Raw genomic sequence first — 12,349 nt, forward strand, 5'->3', positions numbered from 1 at the left:
AGCTGCGCAGAGGCAAGCCGGTTCCCTCCTGAGGTCCCTGATGGCGAACACGTTGACCCCTGCCAGCGCGCAGCCGCACGTCGAGTCGCATTCGCCGGAACTGGCTCCCTGGCCCGGTTCGCACGACATGCCGCGCTGGAACCTCGGGCCGCTCGTGGATGCGCCGCATTTCACGTGGCGCAACTGGGCGGCAATGCTGGGCCCCGGGCTGTTGATGGGGGGCGCCGCGATCGGCGGCGGCGAATGGCTGATGGGCCCGGCGGTCACGGCGCGCTACGGCGGGGCGCTGATGTGGCTGGCCACGCTGAGCATCCTGGGCCAGGTCGTCTACAACCTGGAAATCAGCCGCTACACGCTGTACACGGGTGAACCAATCTTTACGGGCAAATTTCGGTCGCTGCCCGGGCCGCATTTCTGGTTGTTCGCTTACCTGCTGCTCGATTTCGGTTCCGTGTTTCCGTACCTGGCGGCCAACGCCGCGACGCCGCTGGCGGCCGTGATCCTCGGAAAGATCCCCGTAGCTACCGAGATCTGGACGACCGTGCATCTGTTCGGCCGGGAATATGAACTGACGCAGGCGGCCTTGATCCAGGGGCTGGCCTATGGCGTGTTCCTTGGCTCGCTGTTGCCGCTTGTCTTCGGGGGCAAAATCTACAACGCGCTGAAGTGGGTGATGACGTTCAAGATCGTCACCGTGTTCGGCTTTTTAATCTTCCTCGCCATTTTCTTTTCGACCTGGTCGACGTGGCGCGAAATCGGCCTGGGATTCTTCCGCTTCGGCACCGTGCCCGTACACGGAGCCGTCGATGACGCCGTCGATAATATCTTCCTCTCGCTGTTGCGCGGTGACGGGTTTCCGCAAATCGATCTGGCCACGATCGGTCTGCTGGCCGCTTTCGCGGCGATTGCGGGACAAGGCGGGCTCACGAACTCGGCCTTGAGCAACTACACGCGCGACCAGGGGTGGGGCATGGGCTTTCACGTCGGCGCCATCCCCAGCGTCGTCGGGGGACGGAATATTTCGCTTTCCCACGTCGGCATGGTCTTCGATGTCACGCCGGAATCGCTGTCACGCTGGCGGCGCTGGTACCGGCACCTGATGCGCGACCAGCTCGTCGTGTGGATGCCCGCCTGCTTCATCGGACTCGCGCTACCGAGCATGTTGAGCGTGCAATTCCTGGCGCGCGGGACGCGGGCCGACGAATGGGCCGCGGCCGGAATGACCGCCGATGGCGTACGCGACCACGTCGGCAGTTCCAGCTGGGGGCCGGCGGCGGGCAACGCCTTCTGGTACATGACGTTGTTCTGCGGCTTTTTGGTGCTCGCGCCGTCGATGGCCTCGACCATTGACGGCATTGTCCGCCGCTGGGTCGACGTGCTGTGGACCTCGAGCGCCCGGTTACGCCAATGGGAAACCAAACGCATCCGCAACCTGTATTTCTACGTGCTCAGCGGTTACTCCGTCTTTGGGCTGGCCCTACTGGCCTGGGGCAAACCGGTGCAGCTATTGGTCGTGGCCAGCAACATCTTGAACTTCGCGCTGGGATTCAGTTGCTTCCACGTCCTGGTGGTGAACTGCACGCTGCTGCCCCGCGCGCTGCGTCCGAATTGGTTCATGCGCAGTGTGCTGGTATTTTCCGGCGTCTTCTTTCTAGTGCTGGCCATCGTCCAGGCGCTGAAGTCCGCCGGCATCCTGCAATAGCGCGCGTGCGCCGCGAACCCGCCTCGAAACCTCCTGCTGATCGTCCCGTCGAAAGCAACTCATGTCGCAAGCAAAGACTCCCTGGTATCGCGAGCTGAACCGCTATCACTGGTTCGTGCTGACCGTGGCGGCGCTCGGCTGGCTTTTCGACACGATGGACCAGCAGTTGTTCACGCTGGCGCGCAAGCCGGCCATGCAAGAACTGCTGGCCGTGCCCGCCCCCGAAAACGAAACCAGCCAACAGGCCGAAGTGCGCAAACAGGCGTTCGCCAAGAACGTGGCCGATTACGGCGGCTACGCCACGTCGATCTTCTTGATCGGCTGGGCCAGCGGCGGGCTGGCCTTTGGCGTCCTGGGAGATCGCATCGGCCGGGCCCGCACCATGCTCCTCACGATCCTCATCTACTCGCTGTTCACGGGCCTTAGCGCTTTTTCACGCGGGTTCTGGGACTTCGCCTTCTACCGCTTTCTGACCGGCTTGGGCGTGGGCGGCGAATTCGCGGTGGGCGTGGCTCTCGTGGCCGAAGTAATGCCTGACACGGCGCGCCCCTATGCGCTGGGACTCTTGCAGGCGCTCTCGGCCGTCGGGAATATCACGGCAGCGGTCATCAACATTGCCCTTGGGCAAATGCAGGAGTCTGGGATCTTCGGCGGCATCGAGCTCTTTGGCACGAAGCTCACCGCCTGGCGATTGATGTTCGTCGTGGGCACGGTTCCGGCGCTACTGGCGCTATTGATCCGGCGGCGGCTCAAGGAGCCCGAGCGCTGGCAGGCCCTGGCGAACGAAGGCGGGGCTGCCAGGCAGCTAGGCTCGTACGGCCAGTTGTTTGGCGACGCGCGGTGGCGCAAGAACGCATTTATTGGTCTATGTCTCGCGTTCTCGGGCGTGGTGGGGTTGTGGGGGATCGGCTTTTTCGCCCCCGACCTGGTGCGCAGCGTGTTCACTCAGCACTTCAACGACCTGGTGGTCGACGGCCGGCACCTGACGCACGAGGAGGTCGAGGCCAAGCTGTTTCTGTGGACCGGCATCAACTCGATCATGCAGAACCTGGGCGGATTTCTTGGTATTTACGCTTTTAGCATCGTCACGCACTGGATCGGGCGGCGCAGCTCGTTCGTCATCTCGTTCCTGGCGGCGCTCGCCAGCACGGCCTTCTTCTTCTGGTACGTCGATCAGCTCAGCGACATGTTCTGGATGACGCCGCTGATGGGCTTTTGTCAACTGGCGCTCTTCGGTGGCTACGCCATCTATTTCCCCGAGCTGTTTCCCACGCGGCTGCGCAGCACCGGTGTGTCGTTCTGCTACAACGTGGGGCGCTTCATCGCGGCAGTAGGGCCGTACATGCTCGCCAAGCTGACGAGCGAGGTCTTCACCAAGGCCCACGGCTACGAGCGCGAACCGATGCGCTATGCCGGCGTGGTGATGTGCTGCGTCTTCCTGCTCGGCCTGGCCGTCCTGCCGTTCGCCCCCGAAACCAAGGGACGACCACTGCCGGAGTGAAGTGCTGATCGCGAAGTGATGAGTGATGAGCGGAAGGAAATCTGCATTTCGCTCAGCACTCAGCACTCATCGCTTAGCACTTGCGGCGCGATAGCGACGCAATTATCGCACGGCGTGCAGCACAGGCGGGTGCTTAATACACCCAATTCCAGCCGGCGGTCATCAGCCAGCTCTGGCCCAGTTGCGGGCCGTGGAGGTTTTGGAACGCAGGCGCGCCCGCCTCGACCGAAATGCGCTGGCCAGGTAGTCGGGTATTGGGCAGGAACAGGTTCACACCGAAGAGCAAGTCCAACCGGTTACCACCCTGCAGGAGCGGATCGTTCGTGGGCGAAAGCGCCTGATCCAAACGCGGATCGGCGTTGCGCACGCCGTCCCACCACTGCCAGTCCAGCCGGAATGACGTGCTCAGGCGCTCGCCGAAGCGCCGCGAGATCCAGCTCGTCAGGTCGACCTGGTCGCCCAATCGATAATCGAGCCGGTTGCTGCCGGTGCGCACGGTGCCGATGCTCTGCACGCCCCAGGTCCACTGATCGGTCTGGCCGCGATACGTCAGCCCCGGCAGGATGTCGTACGTGCCGGAACCGGTGCGGATGACGTAAGGCAGGTTCGGCAGCGTCGGCGATGGTTGATCCGACTGCGAATCGAGGAAACCGACGGGGAAGTTCATGCCGAAGTTCGAGTGAATCTGCTGCCGGTTCCCACGCCACAAGACGTACATGCCCGAGATCGTGATATCGGCCGGTTCGGTAAATCCTGTGCGGAAGTCGGCGCCGCCGGTTTGCGTGTAATCGAGGTTCGAGTGCTGGAACGGCAACTGGCCGAAGATCGTCAAATCGTCGGTGACGCCGTACTGCAGGATCAGCAAATTGCGGTTGGTTTCCAAGTGAGTCGGCGTGAAGGGGTAAACCGCGCCCACCGAGGCGTCGCTCACTTTGTGCGAGCCCACGAAGTTGTCGTTGAACGATTGATAATTGAAGCGGTACGAGAACAGGAACTGGCCGCTGCGGAGCGTGGCATCTTGCGTCACGCCGATCGGCGCCAGGCCGTCGGGCCGCCACAGGTCAATCGCCTGGTTCAGTAGCGCGTCGCGAATGGGAATCGAATCGGCCGTAGCCAAGGGGGCGCGGTACGGCACAGTGACGTCGGGCTGGAATATGCCCGTCGGTGGCGGCACCAGCGAATACTCGAGCACGAGGGGCGCGACCGGGGGCGCCGCCGGCTGTGCGTAATCACCCCAATTGGCCGGCTTGGGATCGGCTGGTGGCGCGACCATCGGCGGCAGTACGTTTTGCGGCATTACCAGCGAGTTGCCGGAAGGCGTTTTCTCAATGAGCGGAGTGCCGGTGGCCATGTTCGGCGGAGCTGCATGGGCGCCGGAACTCTTGAGCGGCGGAATCGGCGTCGGCGGCGCCGGCCCGGTAATGACCGGAGCCGGAATCGGCACCTGCGCAAGCGCCGCGGCGCAGCACAGCCAGCCGCCTAACAGGCCGGTAAGCACGATCCAGCGGATGAGTCGTGTGGAGCTCATACTCACCTCGGCGGTTGCTCCACGGGTTGCAGGTTGGGGGGCAGATCGTCGAGCGTCAGATTCAGCTCGCTGAGCGATTCGGCTTGCAGCAGCCGCGCCAGATCGGCCACGGCCACCCACTGGTTGGTCAGCAGCACGATGTAACCGGCCAGGCCCGTCGTCAGGTTCTGCTGCGCGACGATAATGTCACCAAAGCCGACGTTCCCTTGCTTGCCGCGGGCCTGCTCGCCTTCCTGTTGATAGCGCGTGTAGACGCCGCGATAGGCGCGCGTCAGGTCAGGCAGGTACTGTTCGCGGTTGTACTGCAAAAGGATGCGGCTGGTCTCGAAACGCGTGAAGGCGTCGACCAGCTGCGCCGTCAGATCGTATTCGACGCGGCGGATGTCCTCGGTCGTGCGGATCACATTCGCGGCCGCCGACATGATGTTGCCGCGATTGCGATCCCACAACGGTAGCGGCACCCCAAACTGAATGTTGTACGTCGTGCGCGGCGTCGTAGGGGTGGTAAAGTCGCGTTGAAACGTGCCGTACAGATTGATGTCCGGGATCGGGGTGACTTGCTCAAATCGCTGCTGGATACGGGCCTGGCCTTGCGTAAACACGGCCTGCCGCAAGAGCGGATGGACGTTCAGCATGCGAATCAGGGCCGCGTCGTACGACAGCCGAGGGACGGGCATCTCGGCGCTCCCCTGCAGTCGCGTCAGCGGCAGGCCAGGCATGCCCAGTGTTACGCCCAGAGTTTTCCAGGCCGCCACATAGTTCATCTGCGCTTGGACGAGCGCCGTCCGCGCCGCCACGGCCAGGCTGCGCAATTGCGCGGGTTCGTACGGCGTGACGACCCCCACTTTCAGCTTGTCGTCCTGGATGCGATACACCTCGGCGGTGAAGCGGACCAGGGCTTCGTTGATCGTGATGCTTTCCTGAGCCACCAGCACGGCGAAATAATTCTGCTTGACCTGCGCCATCAGATCGACGCGCGCTTGCCGCAGTGCTAACTGCGCATTCGTTACGTCGACGTTAGCGACCGAGCGGGCCAGGCCCAGCTTGTTGGCAGTCTTAATGACTTGCGTGCCGAATACGCCCTGGTAGTTGCGCGTGCCGGCCGAACCAACCGTATCAGCCTCGTAACCGAGCACCGGGTTGGGATAAACGCCGGCCTGGATCGCCTGACCCATCGCCACGGTGACATCGGCCTGGGCTTGCGCGATGATCGGGCTGTTGGCCAGCGCGATCTGCTCCAGCTCAGAAAGCGAAAACACCCGCCGCGGATCAACCGGCGGCAGCAGCTTGGGCATCGGCGGCAGATCCGGGAACAGCGTGTCGATCGCCTGCAAGCGTGCCTCGGGCTGGCTGAGCGGCGGCAGCCACAGTGGCGGCACGTTCGTGCCCGGCAATTCCGCCGGGATTTGCAACCGCTCGGTCAACGAGGGAGTGTGCGGCCCTCCCGGGTCGACAGGTCGAGGAATTTCTTCTTGGTACGTTACAGGCACCGGACCAGCACCGGTCGCCGCTGCGCGCTCGCGACCCGCAATGGGAACACCACGGCCGGGCGCCGTGCCATAAGCGTGAACGACGCGCGCCGACGGCTGCGACGGCAATGTGGCGCTGGTCGTCTCGACAGGCGGCAGGCGGCGAACGATTGCGGCGTCGTACGACGGGCCGGCGGCCTGCTGCGGGCGAGGCGCCGCTTGCTGGCGATCCGACGCAGGCGGCTGCGCCACCGCCGCGTTGCCAGTCGCCAGCACAAGCGCGCAGCAGCACGCGACCGAGCGCCACGAAGGGCCCGGCCGCACGGCGTCCGGCGTTTTCCATCGACTGGTTTCGGTCACACGATACCCTGCGCGATCGAGCACGACCGGCGCTCGTGAGCTCTCTTTTCGGACGACGATCGTCCGGAGCGCCGCGTGCTAGCGAGTTGCGGCGCGCGCGATAGCCCCGGAATACGACCCTTCCGACGAGGAAGAGTTGCATGCTACTTCTCGCTTTATCGGTGGCGCCAGCGCGGCAGGATTAAACGGATTTTCCGCCAATCGGCAGAGGGGGAGAAAGGCGCAGATTGAGCAAGAAGAACGCTCGAGCGCCGAACATTACTCGTGCGAGAAACCGCCGCCCGTTTGCGGCGGATCGCGATGCCCATAGAAGCTGTAAAGAATCGGCATCAGATAGCGTGTGAGTAGCAGCGTTGCAATCATGCTGCCCACGACCACGATGGCCAGCGGCTTTTGCGATTGCGCGCCGATCCGGGTCGAGATGGCGGCCGGCAGCAAGCCAAAAATCGCGGTGAGGGCCGTCATCATAACGGGCCGGACGCGGCGTTCCGCCCCTTGCATGATCGCGGCCCGCAGCGGCAGCCCTTCGTGGCGCAGTTGATTGAAGCTCGATACCAGCAAGAGGCCGTCCATGATGGCGACGCCGAAAATCGACGTGAAGCCGACGGCGGCGGCAATGCTGAAATTCGTTCCGGTAAGGAAGAGTGCCCAGATGCCCCCCAGCGACAGCGCCAGCACGTTGGCCAAGACAACAAGCGCGTCCAACAAGGACCGGAACGCGAGGAAGAGCAAGATGAATACCAGCACGAGCGACAAGGGGACGATAATCATCAAGCGGCGCTCGCCTTCCTGCATCTGTTGAAACTCGCCACTCCATTCGGTGCGATAGCCCTTAGGAATGAGCGGTTCGACCTTGGCCTGCGCGTCGTCCACGGCGCTGGCCAGATCGCGCCCGCGCACGCCGAACTTCACGGCCACCAGCCGGCTGCCCTCCTCGCGGGCGATCGTCGAAGCGCCGGGGCGCACGAACTGGCCGTCCGGATCGAGGCGGTCATCGGCAGCATCGCCCAGCGGCGTGATCAAGTCGCCCAGGCGCTCGCGGGGCGTAGTGGTCGCTTCGAGCGAGGTGGAACCGCGAATGCTGCCGGTCGGCGTGGGCGTCGACTTGCTGGAACCCTTCGAGGCGATGCCAACTGATACGCCCGAGATGGGCGCGCCTGCCGTGCCGGCCTGCGTTCCTTCGGTCACCTGGTGGCTCGTGACGTCGACGGGGATGTCGAGAATGTCGCTTTCGTCCTCACGCAAGCGAAGGGGCCAGCGAATGGTGATATCGAAGGACTTCTCTCCTTCGATCATCTGCGACACGGTTTTGCCGCCGATGGCCGTCTGGATAACGTTGTGTACGTCGGCCACGCTGATGTTCCACAGCGAGCATTTCTGGCGGTCGATCGGCAGCTCGACATTGCACTGACCCCGGATGCGGTACAGGCCGACGTCCTTCACGCCTGGTATGCCGACGAGTGCCGACACGACCTGGTTGCCGATTTTCTCCAATTCGTCGAGATCGTTACCGATGATCTTCACCGAGTTCTCGCCCTGCACGCCCGAGAGGACCTCCAGCACGTTGTCGCGAATGACCTGGGAAAAGTTCCAGTTCACGCCCGGCACCGCTTCGTTGAGTTCGGCGCTGATGGCGGCAACGAGTTCGGGCTTGGTGCGGGCGCGCTTGCCGCCCCACCAGCCGTCGCGATCGACTTCGGCCGGCCACTCGGGCTGCGGTTTGAGCGGCACGAAGAATTCGGCGCTGTAGAAACCCGTCGGGTCGACGCCGGAATCGGGCCGCCCCACTTGGCAGACGACCGACTCGACTTCGGGATACTTGCGCAGGATGGCACGGGCGAGCCGAGCTTGCTCGGAATTCTGATCGAGCGAGATGCTGACGGGGAAGATGCCGCGAATCCAGATGTGCCCTTCTTCCAGGGGCGGGATGAACTCGCGCCCCAAGTTCGGCAAAAGCAAGACAGTCAGTACGATCAAGCCGCCAAAGCCCCCCACGGCCAGCCAGCGATTATTGAGCAATCGTTCGAGCTGCCTCAAGTAACCGCGTTTCAGAAACGCGACGAGCCAATTGTCGCGCGCAGGCTGCAGGTTCCGAAACAACAAGAGACACAAGACCGGAGCGATCGTCACGGCCAGCAGCAGTGCGCCGGCCAAGGCAAAGGCGTACGTTTCGGCCATGGGGCGGAACAGTTGCCCCTCGGCCCCTTTCATCGTGAACAGCGGCAACAGCGCGCAGACCATGATCAGGGTCGAGAAGAGCAAACTGCGCTCGACCTCGTGCGCCGCGCGGACGATGCGGTCCTTGAGCGACAGGTTCGCGTACTTGCCCGCGCTGAGCACGCGGTAGATGTTCTCGACCATGATCACGGTCGAGTCGACGATGATGCCGAAGTCGACGGCGCCGATCGACAGCAGGTTTGCCGACTCGTTGCGAGCGTACAACGCGCCGAAAGCAAACAGCAGGGCCAGCGGCAGGTTCAGCGCGATGATGAGCGCGCTGCGCACATTGCTGAGGAACATCAGCAAGATCACGCTTACCAGCAAGATGCCGACGATCAGGTTTTCTTCCACGGTCTCGGTCGTGGCATTGATCAGGTCCGCGCGATCGTAAAAGGGCTCGATCCGCACGCCGGGCGGCAGCCGGCCCGGAGTGGTGTTGAGCTCTTCGATCTTGGCCTGCACCAATCGCAGGGCAGGAAGCGATTCGGCCCCCTTGCGCAACAGCACCAGTCCCTGCACCACCTCGTCCTCGTCATCCCAGATCGTGTTTCCCTGGGCATCGAGCAGCCGGCCATGCGCGTCTTCCTCGGGACGGCTCAGCGCCACTTTGCCCAGGCGCGTCTGGTTGCTGACCACCACTCCCTGCGCGGACTCCGTTTCGCCGGGCTTGAGCGGCCCGCCTTCGACGATGTCGCCCACGCGTACCGGCAAGTTGTTGGTCGAAGCGAGCACGATCTCGCGAATCTGGCGCAGCCGACGCTGCTCCTCATTGCGCAAGTAACGGGCGCCTTCCTCGGCGCTATCCATGGTCAAGATGCGCTGCATCGGGTCGCGGCCACGACCGATCAGCCCCAGCCCACGCACGACGGCGGCCGTCTCCCCCTGGATCATATAATCGCCGCTGACATTGTCATTGCTCTTGGCGATCGCGGCCTGCAATTGTTCGAGCGTGATGCCGTACCGCTTCATGCGGTCGGGGTCGGGCTGAACTTCGTAGCGTTTGATCAATCCGCCCGAGCTGACCACGTCGGCGATGCCGGGGATGCGGCGAAATTCGCGCTCCAGCGTCCACGATTGCAGCGACCGCAGATCGCTGAGTGAGTAGACGCTGTTGCCGTGCGAGTCCTTGGGACCGACGACGGCATAACGCAGAATTTCGCCGATCGGCGAACGGGGCGAGATTTGCGGCGTCACCTCGGCGGGCAGGTCCGCGATCTGCATGCGGTTGATGACTTCCTGCCGGGCCGCCTTGTAATCGAAGCCGTATTCGAACTGCGTATTGATATAAGACAAGCCGAACAACGACTTGCTACGGATATATTTCAGGCCGGGCATGCCGGAGAGCGCGACTTCCAGCGGAATCGTGACCTGCCGTTCCATCTCCTCGGCCGATCGGCCACGGTACTGGGCGATGACTTCGACGATCGCCGGGGCCGGATCGGGATAGGCTTCGACATTCACCCGGCTGAAGGCAAACCCGCCCGCCACGGCCAGCGCGATCGTGAACAGCACCACGATCAGCGGATTGTTGACCGACCAGTGAATGAGTTTGGCGATCATGGAATTCCAGCTCGACGCTATGGCGTGGACGAGAAGTGCTTCAGCGCTTTACCGCTTGGGAACGCCGGATTGCTGTTTGGCTTCCGAGGCGGTGAGTTGTTGCTGGCGGAAAGCCGCCTGCAATTGCACGGTCTCGCTGGCGGCCACGCGGTCGCCGACGTGCAATTCCTGCTCGCCCGCGGCCCGCTGTTCGTCCGTCAGTTCGCTGCGGATGTAGACGATGTCGTAGTATTTGCGGGCCACCGAGACTTTCCGCGGCCGGAAGCGGTATTCGTCGGGATTTTCCTGCACGAAGACCACGCTTTCGCTGCCGTCCTGCACCAAGGCCCGGGTGGGAATTTCGACCACGCCCTCCTCGGGCGCGAGCGACACCCGCGCCTGGACGAACTGACCGGCGCGCAAATCACCCGAGGCGTTGTCCACGTGGCCCACGAGCACCGCCATGTGCTCGAGCGGATTGATCAGGTCGCCGATGCTCTCGATGGCGGCGGGCAGCTCGCCGATCTCGGGATTGGCGGGAATGCGGATGCGCACGGGAATGGGCGACGGCAGCCGCTCCAGATACGGCAGGTCTTCCTCATAAGCGTGCAACCACAGGGTCAGCACGCTGAGGTCGGCGATCTTGAACAGATCCGACGTGGTATCGACGATGTCGCCGATCGTGATATTCTTCTCGACGATCGTGCCGTCGATCGGAGACTTGATATCGACGCGGGCCCATTCGGCGTCCTCGCGCTTGCCGATGTCCTGTTGGTTGCGGATGCTTTCGACCTCGCGCTTGACGTTCTCGATCACCTCCTCGGGTACGCCCCAGGAGCGCAGCGTCAATTCGGCCTTCTTGACGGCGATTCTGCCGGTGGCGACTTGCCGCTCGGCCTCGCGCACCGAGGTCTCGGAGGCGGCGCCGCGCGTGTCGAGCGCCTTGATGCGCTCGTATGCCTCTTGATCGAGCGCCAGATTGGCCAGCGCATCGACCAGCTCGCTCTTCGTTGCGCCGAAGTCCTTGCTGTGCAGCACGGCCAGCGACTGATCCTTGACGACATGGTCCATGAAGCCGACCGGGCGTTTCAGCTTACTGTCGTGGGCGCTGGGGGTATTCGAGTCATCGGCGTTCGCCAGCTCGACGATTCGGCCCGGAAACAACGCGTGTACGTGTACCAATCTGTTGAAGTCGATCGCCAGTTCGCCGCGCAGCAAAAGCTCGCGCTCGCGCGTCGGCAGCTTCGCCGCGGCGATGGCCATGTGATTCAGTTCCGCGACTTGGCGCGGAATCTCGATCACTGTCGGATTGGCCACGGCCGCGCCTGCCATGGACGCAGACGCGTTGTCCGATGCCGATCGCTTCGACCAATATCCGAACGCCAACCAGCCGACAACGACGATGGCGATGGCCAGCAACCAGCCGCCCGCTTTTTGCGTGCGTTTTTTCAGCGCGTGCAAAGACATGACAAACCCAGCTCCCCGATTAAGGATGTCATCCCAGGCTGGGTCCGGACCGCGACCGGACAATCAAGGATTAAATGCACCGAGGAATTGCGGCCTTCCCACGATCCCACGCCAGCCGCAATCATCCGCCAACAGTGCCGAATCTGACAAGTTTACGTTAATTCTACGGGTCGTAGCCGATGGGGCCTACGGGAAAAATGGGGCTCTTTCGCATGCAACAGGAGGCATCTTCTTCGCCGTGGGACTCAGCTCCCCCATTCGATACGCGGTTCGTCGTCCGCAGGTTGCTTGGGTTCGAACAATCGAGCGGCAGCGCAGCGCGGACGCCCGAGCGCCGCGGCATCAAGGCAAGATTCCCCGCTGTTTTACGCCCGTTTTCGCCTTTATTGCCAACGCGCGGCGCGAAAGGATGCCGCGTCGCCGACCGCACGAGCGTGCATCAGGCCACGCGACGGCCCTGGGGAGAAAGGTCGCCGCTTCGGAATCCGAACCCTGGACAGCCCGACGAGTGGCCAGGTTCCCCAGAGGTTCCTGTCGTTTTTGTCAGTTTGAGATTTTGCGGC

At 63.3% G+C, this 12,349-nt stretch carries 6 protein-coding genes; 2 read left to right on the plus strand and 4 right to left on the minus strand.

Features of this window, described 5'->3' with window-relative positions; translation table 11 throughout:
- Positions 1-40: 40 nt before the first annotated feature.
- Together VHD36_07120 and VHD36_07125 are read left to right on the plus strand one after the other, a co-directional pair.
- Positions 41-1,702, plus strand: coding sequence for an Nramp family divalent metal transporter (locus VHD36_07120; protein HVU87074.1), 1,662 nt, complete (start codon positions 41-43; stop codon positions 1,700-1,702).
- A gap of 61 nt (positions 1,703-1,763) precedes the next feature.
- Positions 1,764-3,203, plus strand: coding sequence for an MFS transporter (locus VHD36_07125; GenBank protein ID HVU87075.1), 1,440 nt, complete (start codon positions 1,764-1,766; stop codon positions 3,201-3,203).
- A gap of 133 nt (positions 3,204-3,336) precedes the next feature.
- Here VHD36_07125 and VHD36_07130 read toward each other — a convergent pair whose 3' ends face one another.
- From VHD36_07130 to VHD36_07145, 4 genes are all read right to left on the minus strand, one after another.
- Entirely contained in the window at positions 3,337-4,731 is a 1,395-nt protein-coding gene (locus VHD36_07130; protein HVU87076.1) for a hypothetical protein, read from the minus strand.
- A gap of 2 nt (positions 4,732-4,733) precedes the next feature.
- Positions 4,734-6,584 (minus strand): TolC family protein, encoded by a 1,851-nt coding sequence (locus VHD36_07135; GenBank protein ID HVU87077.1) that lies wholly within the window; start codon positions 6,582-6,584, stop codon positions 4,734-4,736.
- A 234-nt stretch (positions 6,585-6,818) separates the two neighbouring features.
- Positions 6,819-10,340: an efflux RND transporter permease subunit gene (locus VHD36_07140; protein HVU87078.1), complete on the minus strand. Its 3,522-nt coding sequence runs from the start codon at positions 10,338-10,340 to the stop codon at positions 6,819-6,821.
- A gap of 48 nt (positions 10,341-10,388) precedes the next feature.
- Positions 10,389-11,786 (minus strand): efflux RND transporter periplasmic adaptor subunit, encoded by a 1,398-nt coding sequence (locus VHD36_07145; protein ID HVU87079.1) that lies wholly within the window; start codon positions 11,784-11,786, stop codon positions 10,389-10,391.
- Positions 11,787-12,349: the final 563 nt, after the last annotated feature.

It is taken from the genome of Pirellulales bacterium (genome assembly GCA_035546535.1).
Lineage (GTDB): Bacteria > Planctomycetota > Planctomycetia > Pirellulales > JACPPG01 > JACPPG01.

Bases quoted from the DNA above. Each gene is read 5' to 3' on its own strand.
- VHD36_07145 (HVU87079.1), bottom strand. From the start codon at position 11,786: ATGTCTTTGCACGCGCTGAAAAAACGCACGCAAAAAGCGGGCGGCTGG.
- VHD36_07120 (HVU87074.1), top strand. From the start codon at position 41: ATGGCGAACACGTTGACCCCTGCCAGCGCGCAGCCGCACGTCGAGTCG.
- VHD36_07125 (HVU87075.1), top strand. From the start codon at position 1,764: ATGTCGCAAGCAAAGACTCCCTGGTATCGCGAGCTGAACCGCTATCAC.
- VHD36_07130 (HVU87076.1), bottom strand. From the start codon at position 4,731: ATGAGCTCCACACGACTCATCCGCTGGATCGTGCTTACCGGCCTGTTA.
- VHD36_07140 (HVU87078.1), bottom strand. From the start codon at position 10,340: ATGATCGCCAAACTCATTCACTGGTCGGTCAACAATCCGCTGATCGTG.